Genomic DNA, 19,248 nt, shown 5'->3' with positions numbered 1-19,248 from the left:
CGCCGGAGATTTCCGGATATCCCCATCGGCAATTCGACGACGTCGGTTGCCAAACGCGGAACTCGCCGTCTAAGCTCTCTCCAGCACAAATGTTAGCGCTAACACCTTGCAGCGCCGCAGGGAGGTTCTCACGCTGCTCGTCATCGCCGTTCCCCTTGAGCCCGCGCTCCGCGCCTGATCACAGGCCCGGCCCGGGCCGGCTCCCCCAAGATCTTTCCCCGCATTCCGGCGTCTCCCGGAATTGTTTTCGCGCTGCGCTTTTTCCGATCCCCACCCTCGGAACGAGGAGCTTTCATGTTCGCTCGGAGAACTGCTTCACTCCTGACCGGTGGCGTGCTGGTGCTCGCCGCCACCGTCCTGAACGCCGGCCAAGCCGCCGAAGCGGCCACCTCGCTGCCGTGCGACATCTACGGCGCCGCGGGCACCCCCTGCGTCGCCGCACACAGCACCACCCGCGCGCTGTACGCGTCCTACAACGGCCCGCTGTACCAGCTGAAGCGCGCGTCCGACGGCGCCGTCGGAGACGTCGGGCTGCTGGCCGCGGGCGGGTACGCCAACGCGGCCACGCAGGACTCCTTCTGCGGCGGCACCACGTGCGTCATCAACGTCATCTACGACCAGTCGCCGCGGCACAACGACCTGTTCATCGAACCCGCCGGCGCCGCGGGACCGGCCAACTCCGGCGTGCCGGCCGACGCGCTGCCCGTCACCGCGGGCGGCCACGCGGTGTACGGCGCTTCGTTCTCCGGCCGCATGGGCTACCGGCACACCGCGGCCGCGGGCGTCGCCGTGAACGGCCAGGCCGAAGGCATGTACATGGTGACGTCTGGGACCCACGTCAACAACCGGTGCTGCTTCGACTACGGCAACGCCGAGGTGTCGATCGCCGACACCGGCAACGGCCACATGGACGCGATCAACTTCGGCACCGAGTGCTGGTTCTCCCCGTGCGCCGGCCAGGGCCCGTGGGTGCAGGCCGACCTGGAGAACGGCCTGTTCCAGTCGGACGCCGGCCCGAGCAGGAACAGCTCCTACACCGGCAACGCCGCGCCGTTCGTCACCGCGCTGCTGAAGAACAACGGGCAGAACTTCTTCGCCACGAAGGACGGCAACGCCCAGTCCGGCGGCCTCGCCACGCGCTACTCGGGGCCGGAACCCACCCAGGCGGGGTACTCCCCGATGCACCAGGAGGGTTCGATCGTCCTGGGCACCGGCGGCGACAACAGCAACGGCTCGATCGGGTCGTTCTTCGAAGGCGTGATGACCAGCGGGCTGCCGACCGACGCGGCCGACAACGCCGTGCAGGCCAACGTCGTCTCGGTCGGCTACGGCGGCCCCAGCCCGGTGGCGGGCGGCACGCTCAGCCCCGGTTCGACGATCTCGCTGCGCGCCACGACCGCCTGCTGCACCACGCGGTACATCCGGCACCAGTTCGACGACGCGGTGACGTCGGTGGTGAGCTCCACGAGCCCGGCGCTGGACAAGAGCGACGCGTCCTGGATCGTGCGCCGCGGCCTGGCGAACCCGTCGTGCGTGTCGTTCGAGTCGCGCAACTACCCCGGTGACTTCCTGCGGCACTACAACTACCAGCTGCTGCGCCAGCCGATGGACGGCAGCGCGGTCTTCCGCGCCGACGCCACGTTCTGCCCGCAGGCCGGGAAGAACGGCCAGGGCACGTCCTTCGCCTCCTACAACTATCCCGACCGCTTCATCCGCCACTACGACAACACCGTCTACATCGCCAGCAACGGCGGCCCCGACACCTTCGACGCCACGGCCTCCTGGGCCAACGACGTCAGCTGGGCCGTGAACAGCCCCTGGGCGCCGTAGTCCCCGGGCCGGACCCGCGGAACCGTTCCCCCGTGCGGTTCCGCGGGTTCCGGCGTTTCCCGCCCGTCGCGGCCGGGTAGCCCTCCCTCGCGACAGAAGGGCGGGCCATGACGAACGAACCGCCCACGGCCGCGCACCTGCAGGCCGTGGCTGCCGAGCTCGGGCTGCAACCCGAGGACACCCGCGCGCGGACCGGCGACTTCGAGGGCGGCCGCATCCGCTTCGCGGGCCGCGCCGTCGAGCGCGAACCGAGTGACTACCTGCTGCTCTGGACACCGGGCAAAGGCTGGCAGCTCGCCGCGGACGACGGCCGCGACGGCGCGGTCCAGGTCGTCGCCACGCTGCCGGGCGCCCCCGCACCCGAAGCCGTGGCCGATTTCGTCCTCACCGCGCTGACCGGACGCGGGGAGCGCCTGGTGCGCCGGTCGGACGAGCCGGGCACCGAGCCCGTCCCGCACGGCGAGAAGGACCGGTCACCGGCGTAGGCGTGCCGCGGGCAAAAGCGTTTCGCGCGGCCGGACGGCGGCTCCAGCCTGACCGCATGACGCACTGGTTCCCCTACGAAGAGGACGAGGAGACTCCCGGCCTCTCCGGCGACGAAACGGCCTTTCTCGAAGCCCTTCGGGAAGCGGCCGGCAGCCGGGCCGAGCGCGGGGAAACCGAGCCGTCGCTGCTCGCGGTGGTCTCGCTGGTCGACGGCGAGGCGAAGGTCGCGCTGGCGACTTCGGGGTCCATGTCCTCGGCGACCGGGCCCGCGGCGACCAGCTGCACAACCAGCTGACCCCGGCGGCAGAAAGCGCTTTCCGCAGCGCTTGCCCGCCGGGAACGCCGTCACCTACGCTCGTGGGGAAGGCGATCACCCGAAGGAGCCGCGTGCCGACCACCCTGCGAGACCGGATCGGGCTGTGCTCGGTGACGTTCCGTTCGCTGCCCGCCGCCGAGGTGGCCCGGGTCGCCGCCGCGGCCGGGCTGCGGGTCGTCGAGTGGGGCGCCGACGTCCACGCTCCTCCGCACGCGGCGGAAACCCTGAGCGAGGTGCGCGAGCAGACCGCCGCCCACGGGCTGGCGGTCTGCTCCTACGGCTCGTACTGGCGCGCGGGCCGGGACGCCACCGAGGACTTCGCCGCCCTCGCCGAAGCCGCGGCGGCCCTCGGCGCCCCGCGGATCCGGGTGTGGGCCGGCACCGAAGACTCCGCAGACGCGTCCGCGGAGTCCCGTTCCCGGGTGACGGCGTCGCTGCGCGAGGCGGTGGCGATCGCGGCCGCCCGGGGGCTGTCGGTCGCGCTGGAGTTCCACGCCGGCACGCTGGCGGACACCCCGGCGGCGACGTTGCGGCTGCTCGACGACGTCGGCCACGACGCGCTGTCGACCTACTGGCAGCCGCCGGTCGGCGCGCCGGCCGAGCCCGCCCTCGCCGGCCTGGCCACGGTGCTGGAGCGGGTCAGCGCGGTCCACGTCTTCTCGTGGTGGCCCGGGCCGGCCCGCCTCCCCCTGCACGAGCGCGAACGCCTGTGGCGGCCCGCGCTGGAACTCGTCGCCGACCGCCCGCTGGACGTCCTGCTCGAGTTCGTCCCGGACGACGACCCGGCCGTGCTGCCGCGCGAGACGGAAACGCTGCTGCGCTGGCTCGGCACCTGAGCTCCCCCGGTGGCCGCCGTTCTTTTCCCCATCGATTCCCTCTCTGAACTGTTGCCGAAACGAATCATGGCGGTTGCGCCATTCGCGGTACCAGGCCACGGACCGGCAACCTGTTGCCGGTTCCCGGCGTTGCTCTGATGGGGGTCACCACGGTCCCGGGCCCCGGTCCGGGCGTTATCGTCGGTGACAAGGGGAGGAAAACCGAGGGGGAGATCGGTGTGGATGACCGGCCGAGCACGACCTTCAAACGTTTCCGGCGCCACGTCGGGCTGACCCAGGAAGCGCTCGCCGAGCGCTCGGGGGTGTCGGTCCGGACGATTCGCGGGCTGGAGACCGGAACACGGCGAAATCCGCAGCGCAGTTCGCTGCAGCTGCTGGCCGACGCGATGGAACTCTCGGCCGACGACCGCGCCGAGCTGATGGCCGCGGTGTTCACCGGCCCCGCGAAGGCGCCGGAGCGGCCGGTCCCGCGGCAGCTGCCGCCGCCCCCGCACCGGTTCACCGGCCGGGACCGCGAGCTGGCGGAGCTGACCCGCGCGGCGGCGGCCGCCGGCAGCGGCGCGGTCGCCGTCTCGGCCGTCGGCGGCGCGGGCGGCATCGGCAAGACCTGGCTCGCCCTGCACTGGGCCCACCGGTACGCGGACGACTTCCCCGACGGCCAGCTGTACGCCAACCTCCGCGGCTTCGACCCGAGCGGGACCCCGGCGCGTCCCGAGGCCGTGGTCCGGGGGTTCCTCGAGGCGCTGGGCGTCCCGGCGGCGTCGCTGCCGCTGGAGGCCGAGGCGCAGTACGGCCTGTTCCGCAGCCTCACCGAAGGACGCCGGCTCCTGATCGTGCTCGACAACGCCCTCGACACCGAGCAGCTCGTCCCGCTGCTGCCGGGCCGGTCGGCGTGCGTGGTGCTGGTGACCAGCCGCAACCGGCTCGCCGGCCTGGTCGCCACGCACGGCGCGACGACGGTGGGCCTCGACGTCCTCGACACCGCCGACGCCCGGCGGCTGCTGACCCGGCACGTCGGCCGGGCCCGGACCGACCGCGAGGCGGGCGCCGTCGCCGAGCTGCTGGAGCACTGCTCGGGGCTGCCGCTGGCGCTCGGCATCGTCGCGGCACGCGCCACGAGCAACCCGGGTTTCCCGTTGCGGGCACTGGCCGACGAGCTGCACAACACCACCGCACGGCTCGACGGGTTCGACGCCGGGGAGCTCAACGCCAACCTGAGAGCCGTCTTCTCGGCGTCCTACGGCGTCCTGGACCCCGAAGCCCGGCGGCTGTTCGGGCTGCTGGGCCTGGTGCCGGTGCCGGAGGTCGGCGTGCCGGCGGTGGCCGGCCTCGCGGGGTGGCCTGCCGCCAAGGCCGGGCAGGTGCTGCGGGTGCTCGAGAACGCCCACCTCGTCGGGCAGCCCCGGCCCGGCCGGTACCGGATGCACGACCTGATCGGGCTGTACGCGACCGAACGGGCCCGGGCGGACCTCCCGGCCGGTGACCGCGCTTCGGCGCTGGATCGGCTGGCCGACCACTACGTGCACACCGCGATCGCCGCCGACCGGGTGCTGCGCGACCGCACCGAGGTGGTCGAGCTGGGCGAACCCGCCGAAGGCAGCGTGCCGGAATCGCCGGCGGGCATCGGTGCCGCGATGGCGTGGCTGGCCGACGAGCACGACGCGCTGCTCGCGATCCAGGCCGCGGCGGCCGCGCAGGGCAAGCACGCCCGGGTGTGGTGGCTGGGGCAGGCGCTGGCCATCTTCCACTGGCGGCGCGGCCTGTTCGCGGAGGACCTGGTCTCCTCGCGGCGCGCCCTCGCCGCCGCGGAGGAGCTGGGCGACGCGGAGGCGATCGCCGTCATCGCCCGCAACCTGGGCTACGACCTGCTCCGGCTCGGCGATCGCGCCCAGGCGACGGCGTGCCTGGAGCGGGCGCGATGGATCAACGAGGAGCACGGCTTCACCGAGGCGCTCGCGCACACCTACGGCGTCCTGACGCACCTGGCGGAGCTGGGCGACGACCACCGGACGGCCATCGGCTACGCGCTCCGGTCGGCGCGGTTGTTCCGATCGATCGGCAAGGCGAGCGACGAGGCCAACGCCCTCAACGCGATGGGCTGGCACCACGCGATGCTCGGCGAATTCGAGTCGGCGCGGGAGTACTGCGCCAAGGCACTGGACATGCTGGTGCGCTGCGGCGATCGCCGGTACGAGGTGTGCGCGCTGCACAGCCTCGGATACATCGCGAAGAGAACGGGCCAGTACGCCGAGGCATTGCGCTGCTTCCGCCGTTCCATCCCGGTCTACCACGACATCGGCGATCAATTCGCCGAAGCCAACGCCCAGGTCGACATCGCCGAAGTCCACGCGGCCATGGCGGACCCGGTGGCCGCGGAAACCGCGTGGCGCACCGCGCTCGCGATGTTCGAAACCCAGAACCGGACCGAGGACGCCCAGCGCGTCCTGGCCAGGCTGAACGCGCTGGGACGGCCGCTGGCGGTGCGGTGAGGCGGCGCCGCACCCTCCACAGCGGACAGAGGCGTCCCACCGCGGCCGGCACCGGATTCCGCACCGAAAACCGGGCGTCGATCATCACTCGATGAGGCGAATGTGTCCCATTTCGCCGCGTCCCGGCGCCGACTACGCCGAACGGCCTCACGCCGTTTCCCCGTAATGCGCGGCGCGGCCGGATCGCCAATGCCGGCAACGGAAGATCCCTCCCCCGACCTCGGCGCACGCCGCCGGAAGAACCGCTGATCACGTGGTTTCCCCGCGACCGGCGCCGGCGTTGGTATTTCCCTTTCCGGCGGTTCTGTGGATACACTCGGGCGGGAGCACGTCGCCCATTGTGCGCCGGACACGCCTCACGTTCCCGGACACACCACCCGAGGAGCAATCAATGGCCCAGAAAGTCCTCGTCGAGATCCTGGACGACATCGACGGCAGCGCCGCCGCCCAGACGGTCCAGTTCGGCCTCGACGGCGTCACCTACGAAATCGACCTCTCGGACGAGAACGCCACGGCCCTGCGCGACGAGTTCACCCGCTACATCGGCGCCGGCCGCCGCATCAGCAGCCGCCGGTCGCGCGCGGCGGCGAGCCGCCCGATGACGACGTCCGACCGTGAGCGCAACCAGCAGATCCGCGCCTGGGCCAGCGCGAACGGCTACGAGATCTCCGAGCGCGGCCGGCTCTCCACCCAGGTGGTTTCGGCCTACGAGCAGGCGCACGCGGGCGCGGACGCGCCGGCCCCGGCGCGGCGCTCGTCGCGCAAGAACGCGGCCGCCTGACACCCGGCCGGGTCACGGCCAGCTCCAGCGCATGCCCACGATGCCCGGCCCGATCCCGCCGGCGAAGTGGTGCGCGGGCGACGCCGGTGACACCGGAACGGGCGTGACGTCCCGTTCCGGCCCGCCGGGGGTGTCCAGCCGGTAGGCGTGGCACGTCGCGGGCAGCGTGCCCAGGGCGAAGTGCACCTCCAGCAGGTGTTCGGCGACCGGGTGCCGGAAGCGGCGGTCGTAGCTGGTGTCGGGGACGCCGTCGGTGTATTCGAACTCGTACTCGAGGATCGCGGTCTCCCCGACGGCCATCGACCGGCTCGGCACCAGTTCGCTGATCACGAAACCCGGCTCGGGGAGCACTTCGGTGCGCACGGGCCGGCAGTACCGCGTCGACACCAGGCGCGGCGGGTGGCCCGGGACGCAGCCGCGCAGGGCCACCACCTTGGCCTGGACCGGTTCTTCCACCGCGCGGACGACCTCGCGCACCCGCAGCCGGGCCAGCGACCGGTCGGCGGCGACGCGCAGCGTCTCGTGCAGGCTGAGCACCAGCAGCGACGTCTCGTCGGCCGCCTCGAACGAGCGCAGCACCGACAGCACGCTGTTGCGCGGGCCCCACAGCCGTTCCCAGCGCACCAGGTCCGGCGTCCCCGGGTGCCCGGGCCGGGCCAGCAGCTCGATCAGCGACCGTGACGGCACGCCGAGGACGTCCTCCAGGACAGCCACCGCGCGCCGGGACTCGGGCCGTTCCGGGCGCGTGCGGCCGGTGCGCCAGTAGCTGAGCGTCGTGGTGCTGACCGGCACGCCCGCGGCGGCCAGGCGGTCCTTGAGGCGGGCGAGCCCGAGCCCGCTGCGGTCGATCGCCAGGGAGAGCGCGCGGCTGAACGGGCCGTCGGCCAGCGCCTGCGCCAGTTCCCGCCCGGCGGGTTCCGGCGGCACCGCGAACAACGGCATCGGCGCTCCTCGGCGTCGGTGCGGGGAAAGAGGGCGCCGTCCGGCGGATCACGCCGTCGTGGCAGGAGTGTCCGGTGGTGCCGGACCGCCCTCGGTTTAACAGCCGCGGATCGCGGTTGTCACCCGACGAACGTCGGCCGGCGACCGCGCAACCCGCCGAAAGATCCGTTCTGTTCCGTTGATGGGCTCGGATCTTCGGGCGGTTACCGGTGGCGCACCGTCCGCTTACGTTCGGTGAGTCCCCACCGGTTCCTCCCAAGGAGTCCCCATGCGCCACCCCTCCGCCCGGTCCGCCGCGCTGCTCGCCGGTTCGTGCGCCGCCTTCGCGGTGCTCGCCGCCGCCCCGGCGTCGGCGAGCACCACGATCACCCCCCTTTCGCCCGACGCGCAGCCGTCGATCATCGGCGGCAGCACGGCCCAGAACCCGGGCTACATCACCCGGTTCAACGGGCACGCGAACGGCTACACGTTCTTCTGCACCAGCACCCTGATCGGCGCGCGCTGGGTGCTGACGGCCAAGCACTGCATGTACGACAACAACGGGCAGCGGCTCACCGACATCGACCTCTACGTCGGCTCGAACAACGCCTCCGGCGGCGTGCACGCGAAGGCGTCCACGACGTACGTGTACTCGGGCGGCGACCTCGCTTTGATCAAGCTGAACACCAACGGCGGCAGCACGTTCGCCCGGCTCGCGGACAGCTCCTCGGATGCCCAGGAAGGGGACGCGGCCCGCGTCTACGGCTGGGGCGCGACGCAGTCCACGGACGAGGGCAGTCACCAGTCGGCGGTCCTGAAGCAGGCTTCGGTGCAGGTCTCGGACACGAACGCGAGCGACTACTTCGGCGGCCCGGCGATCACGGCGGACACGCTGGACGGAGCGGTGGCGGGCGGCGACTCGGGCGGCCCGATGCTCGACGGCGGCGTGCAGGTGGGGGTGTGTTCGACAAGCGACCGCTCCAGCACGACGACGTACGGCAGCGTCGCAGCGGGCCGCGGCTGGATCCGCCAGGTCAGCGGCGTCTGATCGCAGAGTCCCGGGTCGCCGGCCGGATTCCCCGCCCGGCCGGCGCCCTGTCACGACAGGGACGGGTCGGCCAGAGCTCGCCTGGTGGCGTCGGGAACATAAGCGCCCAGCGCGACGATGAGGCTACGGATGCCGGTACGGGTTTCAGAGCTGAGCCGGGCGGTGCGGGCCACGTCGAGTTCGTTGGCGATGGTGAGGAGAGCGAAGTCGGTGAGGTCGCCGCCGGCCAGGGAGACGACCTCGCCGGTGAAGCGGTCGGTGAGCGGGAGCGGCGTCGTGCCGAGGTGGGCGTAAGTCTTGCTCCGGTCGCAAGCGCCGTAGCGGTAGACGAGAGCCTCGTCGTCGTTGCCGATGGCTGCGCGCAGCCGGGCTCGCCGATCCGGCGGCAGCAGCGGGTGCGGGAAGCCGTCGGTGCCGTAGGTGGCGTGACACAGCGCGGCGAGGCGGGCGCGCCGGCTGCCGCCCCACCCGGCCACCAGATCGCGCACGCGCCGGAGGTGGTCGAGAAGATGGCCACCGGGATGGCTGACCTCTCCCGCGCCGAGTTCACGCAGGAGCGCCAGCGCCGGCCACTCGGTGGCGAAGGCGGCGACGGTTTCGGCCAACGCCACCGGTTGGTCCCGGGCGACGAGGTGCCCGGCTGCGCGGATACGGGTCACCTCGGCGTGCGGAGTTCGGCGCAGCAAGCGGTCGGCATCGACGTCGGTGACGGGTGACCCGTTGCCGCCGCGAACCAGCAGGACGGGGAACTCGAGCTGGGCGGTGACCCGCCCCAGCCGCGGAACCTGGGCGAGGATGTCGTCGACGAGTTCGGCGTACGCGTCGAGCATGCCGCCGTCGGCGAGAAAACGGCGGACCCGGTCGGGCTGGAGGTCGGGCACGACGTCCACCAGCACGAGACCTGCCACCCTCGCCCGGACCGCCGGATCACCGAGGGCGGCGAGGGCCGCGAGCCCGCCGAGCGAAGCGCCGACGACCACGCATCCCGGCGGTTCGGCGTGGAGCATCGCGGCGACATCGTCCGCGCAGGCCGCGAGCGCCCGCGGTGATCCGTCACTGTCACCGTGCCCGCGCTGGTCGAAGGCCACGCAGCGGAATCCGGCGTCGACGAGGATCTCGATGACCGGCGTCCAGACCCGGCGTCGTTCCCCGCCGGCGTGCAGCAGCAGCACGGCCGGCCCGGACCCGGCCTCCTGCCCGCGAAGGACCGCGTCGGGGCGCGTGATGTGCCGCGCCCGGACGCCGGAGAGCTCGGTCATGGCGACAGCACCTCTTTGCCTTGCCGGAAAACCGCCACCTTACCTTGACCAGTCAAGGTAAGGTGGCGGTTGTGACATCTCAGCGGGTGCGCCGTCCTCCCGGCGAAGCGCGGCGCCTGATCCTGGAAGCCGCTGAGCGGCTCCTGGCCGAGGGCGGAGTGGCCGCCGTCCAGGTCCGGGCCGTCGCCACCCGCGTCGGCATGACCGACGCCGGGGTCGGCCACCACTTCGGCAGCCGCGACCGCCTCCTGGAAGCACTGCTGCGGCACGGCGGCCGGAAGATCCGCGCCGGAGTGGCGGACGTGCTGGACTCCTGGCTCGATCGCGGCGCCGACCTCGGTGAGCTCGTCGACGCCCTGGCCGGGTTCTACCGCCGGGGCTACGGCGAGCTGGCCATGGCGCTGCACGCCGCCGGGTGGCGGGACGCGGGATCGGGCATGCTCGCCCCGGTCGTCGACGCGTTGCACGCACTGCGAGCCGGCGCAGCCGGCATCCCGGTCGAGGACACCCGGCTGGCCGTCGCCGCTCTCCACCAAGCCCTCGTCACCGAGTCCGCCTACGGCCCCGCGTTCCGCCGCAGCGCCGGTGTCACCGGCCGGGCGGCGACGGCAAGTGGTCCGCAGCTGCGCTGGTGGACCACGCACCTCTCTCGCTCGCTCGGCTTGCCCTGACCCCGGTCGGCCGCCGGCTCCTCGGGAATCAGGGCTCGGTGCCCCAGCTCAGGGAGCCGGACTGGTAGGCGGTGACGGTGGCCAGGTCCGTGAACGACGCCGCGGCGCGGTAGCTGTAGTCGTCAGCCTGGTTGAACGCCGACCAGTCGGACTTGGCGAGCCGGACCTGGATCTCACCGGTGTTCGCGCCGGCGGCGAGGGAACCGGCCGTGAACGCGACTTCCACGTAGGCGTCGGCCCCCGGGCGTTGGGTACTCAGCTTCACCACGCGCAACGTGACGTTTCCGCAGCCAACGACCGCGTAGTCGCACCAGAGCTGGTAGGTCGGGTTGGCGGCGTCGCCGGTGAACCAGTACCGCGCGGTGACGCTGTTCAGGGCGACGGATGTGCTGCCGCGGTTGGCAATTTGGAGGCCTACGCGAATCTGGTTGTCGCCGGTGCCGGCTCGCTGCTGCACGGCGAGCGTGCCGGTGCCGGGGTCGCCGCCGGTGGTGGTGGTCGTGAAGGACACCGGGCTGCTGGGCGCGGACTGGTTGCCGGCGGCGTCGCGGGCGCGGACCGAGAACGTGTACGCGGTGCCGGGGGTCAGTCCGGTGACCTGGTAGCTGGTGCTCGTCGTGCTGGCGACCGTCGCACCGGCCGGGTTCAGCACGTCGTAGCCGGCCACGCCGACGTCGTCGGTGGCGGCGGTCCACGTCAGACCGGCGCTGGTGCTGCCGGGGGTGGCGGTGAGCCCGGTGGGCACGGACGGCGCGGTGGTGTCCCCTGTGGACGGTTGGGGCTGGCTGCCCCACACCACCGTGGAACCCTGGGCGAGCACCAGGTTCGGGTCGTCGGCGGGCGTGGTTCCGCTGGGGGCGAGGCCGGTGTGCGACCAGTCGTTGCCGGGGTTCCACGTTCCGGTGCTGCTGATCCGGAACTGCACCTCCTTGCGGTAGCGGGACTGACCTCCCGGGGCGACGCCGCCGGAGCACGGCACCTCGACGTAGTAGACCGGGCCGGAGAACTGGTGCAGCGTGGGCGCGTCGCACTGGTTGTAGGCGGAGCTGACCGAGATCTGGCCGGGCGTGGTGGCGCCGTCGAGGGTGAAGTAATAGCGCAGTGCGCCGGTGAACGTGCGGGCCGGCCACGCCGACTTGTTGATCACGTACGCCTTCACCTCGGTGAACGTGCCGCCGTCGGGTTGGTTGAGCGCACCCTGCGCCAGGATTTCCGGGCCGTCCGGGGTTTCCTTCGGCGGGAAGGCCGCCAGCGGCGTGCCGCCGTACTCGCCGTAGAGGCGGGCCAGCGCACCCGTGAAGGCGGCGTTGTAGTCGAGAGCCACCTCGTTCATCGTGTAGTTGGTGCGGTCGTCGGTGTATGCGTCGTTGGCCGAGCTGGGGCCGCCGACGAGGGCGCCGTAGAGGACGTGCCGGCTTTGCGCGGGCTCGTTGATGTTGTCGGCCCAGGAGCCGTGCGCGGTGCGGTGGTGCGGGTTGCGGGGCGGGTTGACGCCGAACCCGACCTCGAAACTCGCGCCGCGCGGGTTGTCCCCGAGCGCGTAGTCGATCTGCCGCACGGCGAAGTCGTGGTACGTGGTGGCGCGGGTGGGATCGGTGGCGCGCAGGGAATCCGAGTAGACGAGCGCGACGAACGCCGTGTTCGCCGCGTACCGCAGCGAGCCCCACTGGTCGAGCACGGCCTGGCCACCGGGCGAGTAGGGCACGTGCTGGCCGTTGACGCCGGTGGTCCACCAGTCCAGCCAGCGGTCGGCGTCGGCGACGTACTCGGGGTCCTTGGTGAGCTGGGCCAGCAGGACGTAGGCGCCGTAGGACTTGTCGTCCCAGGCCAGCGTCCAGCGGTAGGAGCGGGTGGTGGTCTGCGGTTCGGTGGACAGCTTTTCGTACTCGCTGCGCGCCTTGGTCAGGTAACCGGTGTCGCCGGTGGCCTTGTAGAGCCAGATCGCGCCCCAGACCAGCTCGTCCTGGTAACCGCTCCAGGACTTGTAGAAGTTCTGGGCGTCGGTGATGCAGTTGGAGTAGACGCCCCGGTAGTTGTCGGCGAACGAGTACAGCTGCTTGGCGTGGGTGAGCAGGGTGGCCGCGTAGCCGGGGTCGTCGGACTGGAACACCATCGAGCCGGCGGCCAGCTGCGCGGCGGCTTCGCCGGCGAGGTCCGAGCCGGGGCAGGAGGTGTCGATGCGGTAGGCGGGGCGCGCCATGGTCATCGTCTCGGCGGGGCCCCACCACTTGTGGTCGTCGTCGCCCTTGCCGACCTGGCCGTAGAGCACGTTGGGCTGCGGGTGCGCCTTGATCAGCCAGTCGTCGCCCCAGCGCAGGTTCGAGAGCAGGTACGGCCATTGGCCGGAGTTCTGGTAGGCGGCGCGGTTTTCGAGCGCACCCCAGGCGAGCATGGTCATGCTGGACTCGAAGGGCAGCCCGAACTTGACGTGATCACCGGCGTCGTAGAACCCCCCGGTGAGATCGAGGCCGGCGTCCTTGCCGTCATCGAGGCCGGACGGGCCACGCCAGGAGACCCGGTTGCCGGCGGGCAGAGCGCCGGAGCGCTGGGCGTCGTAGAACCAGACGGCCTTCTGCAGCGCTTCGCCGTAGTTGAACTTCCCGGCGGCACCTGCGGGAACACCCGGCACCACAAGGGTCAGGCCGAGCACGAGCACGGCCACAACCGTCCGGGCCAACGCCTTCGTCATTGAAGTACGCACAACGCCTCCTCGTTCTGGGAGCGCTTCCAGAGAGGAAGGGTAAGGAGCGGAACCGGTTGTGTAAAGCATCGATGCGCGACTGCAGGCGGATCGGCGGGACTGCACGAAGCTGTCCATCGGGCTCGCCCCGTGGGCGATCGCCCGCTCTTCGCGGTCGCTGACCCGGCGGCCTCTGCGACGAACGGCCAGGCCGTGCCGCACCCGGCTCAGCCTCGCCGACCTCGCCGGGGAGGACGTGGTCCACGCCTCTCGCGCCGCCGCGCGCGGCAGCGGCCGCAAACCAAAAAGCCGGACTGACTTGAGTCAGTCCGGCTTCGGTGGTACCCCCGATGGGATTCGAACCCACGCTACCGGCGTGAGAGGCCGGCGTCCTAGGCCGCTAGACGACGGGGGCTTAGGATCTTCCCTGGTTTCCCAGGGGCTTTTCGGTTTTTCTTGCTGGAGAGAACCTACCAGAGCCGGTTTCCCGATCCGCAGGGGGGTCACTCTCCGCAGCTGGGGTACCAGGACTCGAACCTAGACTAACTGGACCAGAACCAGTCGTGCTGCCAATTACACCATACCCCAGTGAGGTACTGCTCCGGCTGGCCGGTTCAGCACCGCACGAGGAGAAATACTAGAGCACGCCGTTCCGGACGGTGAACGCGGGGGTGCCACTGCCGCGCTGGGCGGGGACGCCGATCGTGGCGTACTCCGAAACCAGCAGCTCAGGCAGCTCGGCGAGGCCGGCGACCGTGTGGACGCCCTCCGGGGCGCGCTCGCCGATGCCGTCGCGGTCGAGCCAGACCGCGCCCAGGCCCGCGTCGCGGGCGCCGATCGCGTCCGTGTCCAGTTTGTCGCCGACGTGGACCGCCTGGGCCGGCGCGCAGTCCAGACCCAGGCACACCGTGTGGAACATCACCGGGTCGGGCTTCGCCACGCCGAGCTCGCCCGCGATGGCGACGTGGTCGAAGAACGGCGCCAGGCCCAGGTCGGCGATTTTCCGGCGCTGGTGGGCACCCGAGGCGTTCGTCACCGCCGCGAGGACCAGGCCGGCCGCGCGGAGCCATTCCAGGCACGGGACGACGTCGTCGAACAGCTGCCAGGAGTGGTCGAGCAGCTCCCGGCGGCGACGTTCGAACGAGCTCACCTGCTCGGCGTCGGCGAGGATGCCGATTTCGGCCAGGAAGCAGTCCGTGCGCCGCTGGTGCATGGTCGCGTAGTCGAGTTCGCCCGCGACGACGAGGGCGACGTGCTCCTCGGTGATCAGGTCCCACAACGGCCACAGGTCGCCGCGGCCGGTGAGGATGTGGAGGCTCCGGCGGATCGCCGCGGTGCAGTCGATGAGGGTGTCGTCGATGTCCAGGCACACCAGCCGGAGCTCGGGCGGCGCCCAGGGCTCGGACGCCGCCGCGGCGGGCGGGGCGGTTCGCGACGGGGTCCGGGGTGCCAGGGCGAAATCCACCCAGTGAGGCTAGGGCAACCGCCGCGTTCGCGACGCTGCCAAAGAGGTGATTGCCACTGCCCTGTTCCGGCGCACCGGCTCTACTCGCAGTTGGCGAACCGTCCCCGTTCGGTTACCTGGTACCGCGCGGCGGACCTGTCGCCTCCTCCGGTGCGGACTCGTCCCCACGGCAAAACCGTTGTACCACCGGGGAATCCGCTCCGTCCACATCGGCGCCACGGCGAACGGCCGCCGATAGCGTGCCGGCGTTGAACACCTTCGACGAACTGTCGCGTTTGGACGGTTTCCGGCCACCAGCGGCGGCGACGGCACGCCGTCGCCCGATCAGCGTATCCCCGCTCACCCCCCTTGACGCCGGTGCCCGTGAGGTGCATCCTCATCTTATTCAACAGGCGATGAATAAGGGAGATGGTCGAGATGACCGAGCGCACGAGCTGCGTCGTCATCGGTGGCGGGCCGGCCGGGATGGTCACGGGGCTGCTGCTGGCCCGGGCGGGCGTCGAGGTGACGGTGCTGGAGAAGCACGCCGACTTCCTGCGCGACTTCCGCGGGGACACGGTCCACCCGTCGACGCTGACGCTGCTCGACGAGCTGGGCCTCGGCGAAAAGTTCCACGCGCTCCCGCACAGCGAGCTGACCGCGGCGGGGTTCCCGCAGGAGAACGGCGAGCTGATGAAGCTGGCCGACTTCACCCGGCTCAAGGTGGCGCACCCGTACATCGCGATGGTGCCGCAGTGGGACTTCCTCGACCTGCTCGCCGAGAGCGCGCGCAAGGAGCCGACGTTCGTCCAGCGGATGGAGACCGAGTGCACCGGCCTGGTCCGCGAGCACGGCCGGGTCGCCGGCATCACCTACCGCACCAGCGCCGGCGAGACCGGCGAAATCCGCGCCGACCTGGTGATCGCCGCCGACGGACGCTGGTCGCTGGCCCGCCGGGAAGCCGGCCTGGTGCCGCGGGAGTACGACTGCCCGTTCGACGTCTGGTGGTTCCGGCTCTCGCGCGGTGACGACGAGGAAGGCAGCATGCTGATGCCGAGGATGCGCGACCGCCGCTTCGCGGTGCCGCTCCCCCGGCCGGACTTCTACCAGGTCGCCTACCTCGCGCCCAAGGGCGACGACCTGCGCAAACAGGGTATCGAGGCCTTCCGCGAGAACGTCGCGCAGATCTGCCCCGAGTTCACCGGCCGGGTGCACGAGCTGGCGACGATGGACGACGTCAAGTTCCTCGACGTGCGGCTCAACCTGCTGCGCCGGTGGCATGTCGACGGGCTGCTGTGCATCGGCGACGCGGCGCACGCGATGTCGCCGATCGGCGGCGTGGGCATCAACCTGGCCGTGCAGGACGCGGTCGCGGCGGCGACGCTGCTGGCCGAGCCGCTGCGCCGGGGCCGTCCGACGGAGGCCGAGCTGGCGAAGGTGCGCGCTCGGCGGCTCGCGCCGACGCTGCTGGTGCAGGGGCTGCAGCGCCTGATGCACCGGACCGTGGTGCGCGGGGTGATGAACGGCAGGCGCAACGGCCCGCCGGCGCCGATGATCAAGGCGTTCGCGCGGTTCCCGCGGCTGTCGTACTTCCCGGCCCGGCTCCTCGGCCTCGGGCTGCGGCCGGAGCACGCTCCGGCGTTCGCCCGGCGGCCGGTGGAGCCGGCGGCGCGGGGTTAGACCTCTTCGACCGGGTTGGTCAGGGTGCCGATGCCTTCGATGGTGATCGAGACGCTCTGGCCACCCTCGATCGGGCCGACGCCCTCGGGGGTGCCGGTGAGGATGACGTCGCCGGGCAGCAGCGTCATCACGCCGGAGACGAACTCGACCAGCTCGGGGATCTTGTGGACGAGGTCCGAAGTACGGCCGTCCTGCTTGAGCTCGCCGTCGACCTCGGCCCGCAGGGAAAGGTCGGAGGCGTCGATCGAGGTCTCGATCCACGGGCCGATCGGGCAGAAGGTGTCGAAGCCCTTCGCACGGCCCCACTGGCCGTCGGACTTCTGCAGGTCGCGGGCGCTGACGTCGTTGGCGACGGTGTAGCCGAGGATGACGCTCGCGGCACGGGCGGCCGGCACGTTCTTGACCGGCTGCCCGATGACGATCGCCAGCTCGCCCTCGAAGTCGACGCGGCCGATCCCCGAGGGGCGGCGGATGGCCGCGTGGGGACCGATGACCGTGGTCGACGGCTTGATGAACAGCATGGGCTCGCCGGGCACGTCGTTGCCGAACTCGGCCGCGTGCTTGGCGTAGTTGCGGCCGACGGCGATCACCTTCGACGGCAGGATCGGCGCGAGCAGCCGGACGTCGGCCAGCGGCCACCGCTTGCCGGTGAAGTTCGGCTGGCCGAAGGGGTGCTCGGCGATTTCGAGGACCTGGGCGTCGTCGCCGTCGCCTTCGATCGAGGCGAACGCGACACCACCGGGATGAGCAATTCGGGCTAGGCGCACGCGTCCAGTCTACGTGTGCGCCCGGCTCGCCCCTCAGGCCACGGTGGTGCTCTTGTGGACGAGCGCGTCGCACAGGGCCAGCCAGCTGGCCTCGACGATGTTGCCGTGCACGCCGACGGTGGTCCACTCGCGCTCGCCGTCGGTGCTCTCGACCAGCACGCGCGTCACCGCGTCGGTGCCGGGGTTGCCCTGGAGGATGCGGACCTTGTAGTCGGCCAGCTCCACACTGTCCAACCAGGACAGGTGCGGGCTCAGGGCTTCCCGCAGGGCGGCGTCGAGGGCGTGCACCGGCCCGATGCCCTCGGCGGTGGCGATGACGCGCTGGCCGCCGACGTGCACCTTGACGGTGGCTTCGGCCACGACCTCGCCGTCCGGGCGGTGGTCGAGGACCACCCGGTAGGACTCCAGCTCGAACGGGGCCTCCGCCGGGACGTCGGCCTCCTGGCGCAGCAGGAGCTCCAGGGAGGCGTCGGCGGCCTCGAAGGACCAGCCCTCCGACTCGAGCCGCTTGACCTTCGTGATGGCGCTCGTCAGCGCCTCGGGCCGGCCGGCAAGGTCGACCCCGAGCTCACGTCCCTTGAGCTCGAGGCTGGCCCTGCCGGCCATCTCGGTGACCAGTACCCGCATGTCGTTGCCGACGGAAGACGGATCGATGTGGTTGTACAGCAACGGATCCACCTTGATCGCGCTCGCGTGCAGTCCCGCCTTGTGGGCGAAGGCCGACGCCCCTACGTAAGCCTGGTGGGTGTAGGGGGCGAGGTTGGCGATTTCGGCAAGGGCATGGGAGACCCGGGTGAGCTCGGCGGCGCCTCCGGTCGGGAGGACGTCGAGGCCGAGCTTGGTCACCAGGTTTCCCGTCACGGCGAAGAGGTCGGCGTTGCCGGCCCGCTCCCCGTAACCGTTGGCGGTGCACTGGACGTGCGTCACGCCGGCCTGCACCGCGGCGACGGAGTTCGCCACGGCGCAGGAAGTGTCGTCCTGACAGTGGATGCCGAGCCGGAACCCGGTCTTTTCCTTGACCTCCCGCACCGTTTCCGCCAGCCCGAGCGGCAGCTGGCCGCCATTGGTGTCGCAGAGCACGAGGACGTCGGCGCCCGCGTGCGCGGCGGCGTCGAGGATCCGGAGGGAGGTCTCGGGGGAATGCGCGTAGCCGTCGAAGAAGTGCTCGGCGTCGAGGAAGACCCGCCGGCCTTCGTTCGTGAGGAACTCGACGGTGTCCTTCACCATCGCGCAGGCTTCGTCCACGTCGACGCGCAGAGCGCGTTCGATGTGCCGCAGATCGGACTTGGCGACGAGCGTGATAACCGGCGCTTCACTGTCGAGCAGGGCCCGCACCTGCGGATCGACGTCGGCGCTGGTGCCGGCCTTGCGCGTGGCCCCGAAGGCGACGAGCGCCGCGTGCTTCAGAGGCAGCTCGCCTTTCGCGGCGCGGGCGAAGAATTCGGTGTCCTTGGGAAGCGCCCCGGGCCAGCCACCTTCGATGAACCCGACACCGAGCTCGTCCAGCAGCCGCGCGACGGCGAGCTTGTCCTGGACGGAGTAGGAGATGCCCTCCCGCTGCGCACCGTCTCGGAGGGTGGTGTCGTAGAGGTGGAAGGCGTCGCCGAGCGGGGTATCGGCGGGCTCCTTGCGGGTCACGGTCTTCTCCCAATCGTTTCAAGGCAACAAAAAAACCTCCCGCAGGGTGCGAGAGGTTGCGCGCCGGGAGCTCTTGTGGAGCTATCGTCCGGCGCGCTCGTCGATAATGATCGCGAAGCTGGTCACGGTCGCATCATGCCACAGCGCCAGCGCACGAGTCCAGGAACTGGGCCAAGCTCCCACCATCCGGGAACATGCCCGGCGACGCACTCACCGGCTCGGCCGGGATCACTCCGCTGGAAACGGGCCGAATCAGCCCCCCACCCCCACACAGCAAGCCCCACCCATCCCTGGGGGCTGACCCCGGTCCAGTCTATCGGCGCCCACCGACGAAACCGGCCGAAAAGCCGCTCGGCCACGCAGTTCTCCACATCCCGGCGGTGTTGTGGACAAGTTCGCGGC

15 protein-coding genes and 2 tRNA genes are annotated in these 19,248 nt (G+C 71.5%); 9 read left to right on the top strand and 8 right to left on the bottom strand.

Annotated features, from left to right (window positions below; translation table 11 throughout):
- The first annotated feature begins 294 nt into the window (after positions 1-294).
- The 6 genes from AB0M93_RS15455 (at position 295) to AB0M93_RS15430 (ending at position 6,738) form a co-directional block, all read left to right on the top strand.
- The gene (locus tag AB0M93_RS15455) at positions 295-1,830 is read left to right on the top strand and encodes an alpha-L-arabinofuranosidase B (protein ID WP_364273452.1); all 1,536 of its coding nucleotides are present in this window, start codon (positions 295-297) and stop codon (positions 1,828-1,830) included.
- Positions 1,831-1,937: 107 nt separating this feature from the next.
- Positions 1,938-2,315: a DUF6292 family protein gene (locus tag AB0M93_RS15450; RefSeq protein ID WP_364273449.1), complete on the top strand. Its 378-nt coding sequence runs from the start codon at positions 1,938-1,940 to the stop codon at positions 2,313-2,315.
- 56 nt (positions 2,316-2,371) lie between these two features.
- Complete coding sequence (locus AB0M93_RS15445; protein ID WP_364273446.1) at positions 2,372-2,611, top strand: hypothetical protein; 240 nt, start codon at positions 2,372-2,374, stop codon at positions 2,609-2,611.
- Positions 2,612-2,703: 92 nt separating this feature from the next.
- Complete coding sequence (locus AB0M93_RS15440; protein ID WP_364273443.1) at positions 2,704-3,468, top strand: TIM barrel protein; 765 nt, start codon at positions 2,704-2,706, stop codon at positions 3,466-3,468.
- A gap of 218 nt (positions 3,469-3,686) precedes the next feature.
- On the top strand, positions 3,687-5,957 hold the full coding sequence (locus AB0M93_RS15435; RefSeq protein ID WP_364273440.1) for a tetratricopeptide repeat protein: 2,271 nt from the start codon (positions 3,687-3,689) through the stop codon (positions 5,955-5,957).
- 391 nt (positions 5,958-6,348) lie between these two features.
- On the top strand, positions 6,349-6,738 hold the full coding sequence (locus AB0M93_RS15430; RefSeq protein WP_364273437.1) for an Lsr2 family protein: 390 nt from the start codon (positions 6,349-6,351) through the stop codon (positions 6,736-6,738).
- Positions 6,739-6,750: 12 nt separating this feature from the next.
- Here AB0M93_RS15430 and AB0M93_RS15425 read toward each other — a convergent pair whose 3' ends face one another.
- Complete coding sequence (locus AB0M93_RS15425; RefSeq protein WP_364273434.1) at positions 6,751-7,680, bottom strand: hypothetical protein; 930 nt, start codon at positions 7,678-7,680, stop codon at positions 6,751-6,753.
- Positions 7,681-7,948: 268 nt separating this feature from the next.
- Between AB0M93_RS15425 and AB0M93_RS15420 the strand changes: the two genes are divergently transcribed.
- Positions 7,949-8,707: a trypsin-like serine protease gene (locus AB0M93_RS15420; RefSeq protein WP_364273431.1), complete on the top strand. Its 759-nt coding sequence runs from the start codon at positions 7,949-7,951 to the stop codon at positions 8,705-8,707.
- A 50-nt stretch (positions 8,708-8,757) separates the two neighbouring features.
- On the opposite strand, the gene AB0M93_RS15415 is transcribed toward AB0M93_RS15420, so the two are convergent.
- A complete protein-coding gene (locus tag AB0M93_RS15415; protein ID WP_364273428.1) occupies positions 8,758-9,966 on the bottom strand; it encodes an alpha/beta hydrolase in 1,209 nt (402 codons plus the stop codon).
- 71 nt (positions 9,967-10,037) lie between these two features.
- On the opposite strand from AB0M93_RS15415, the gene AB0M93_RS15410 reads away from it, so the two are divergent.
- Positions 10,038-10,637: a TetR family transcriptional regulator gene (locus AB0M93_RS15410; protein ID WP_364273425.1), complete on the top strand. Its 600-nt coding sequence runs from the start codon at positions 10,038-10,040 to the stop codon at positions 10,635-10,637.
- A 28-nt stretch (positions 10,638-10,665) separates the two neighbouring features.
- Here AB0M93_RS15410 and AB0M93_RS15405 read toward each other — a convergent pair whose 3' ends face one another.
- From AB0M93_RS15405 to AB0M93_RS15390, 4 genes are all read right to left on the bottom strand, one after another.
- Positions 10,666-13,338 (bottom strand): glycoside hydrolase family 9 protein, encoded by a 2,673-nt coding sequence (locus AB0M93_RS15405; protein ID WP_364273422.1) that lies wholly within the window; start codon positions 13,336-13,338, stop codon positions 10,666-10,668.
- 318 nt (positions 13,339-13,656) lie between these two features.
- Positions 13,657-13,732: transfer RNA gene (locus AB0M93_RS15400), tRNA-Glu, on the bottom strand.
- Positions 13,733-13,833: 101 nt separating this feature from the next.
- Positions 13,834-13,905: transfer RNA gene (locus AB0M93_RS15395), tRNA-Gln, on the bottom strand.
- Positions 13,906-13,954: 49 nt separating this feature from the next.
- Complete coding sequence (locus AB0M93_RS15390) at positions 13,955-14,689, bottom strand: HAD family hydrolase (RefSeq protein ID WP_364258963.1); 735 nt, start codon at positions 14,687-14,689, stop codon at positions 13,955-13,957.
- A gap of 501 nt (positions 14,690-15,190) precedes the next feature.
- Between AB0M93_RS15390 and AB0M93_RS15385 the strand changes: the two genes are divergently transcribed.
- Positions 15,191-16,441, top strand: a complete 1,251-nt coding sequence (locus AB0M93_RS15385; protein ID WP_364273420.1) for an FAD-dependent oxidoreductase — start codon at positions 15,191-15,193, stop codon at positions 16,439-16,441.
- Here AB0M93_RS15385 and AB0M93_RS15380 read toward each other — a convergent pair.
- A complete protein-coding gene (locus tag AB0M93_RS15380) occupies positions 16,438-17,208 on the bottom strand; it encodes a fumarylacetoacetate hydrolase family protein (protein WP_364273417.1) in 771 nt (256 codons plus the stop codon). The genes AB0M93_RS15385 and AB0M93_RS15380 overlap by 4 nt on opposite strands.
- A gap of 33 nt (positions 17,209-17,241) precedes the next feature.
- On the bottom strand, positions 17,242-18,846 hold the full coding sequence (gene cimA, locus AB0M93_RS15375) for a citramalate synthase (RefSeq protein WP_364273414.1): 1,605 nt from the start codon (positions 18,844-18,846) through the stop codon (positions 17,242-17,244).
- Between the last annotated feature and the right edge of the window lie 402 nt (positions 18,847-19,248).

Source organism: Amycolatopsis sp. NPDC051102, assembly GCF_040682815.1.
Taxonomy (GTDB): Bacteria; Actinomycetota; Actinomycetes; order Mycobacteriales; family Pseudonocardiaceae; genus Amycolatopsis.
This window is presented reverse-complemented; position numbering and strand designations above follow the sequence as displayed.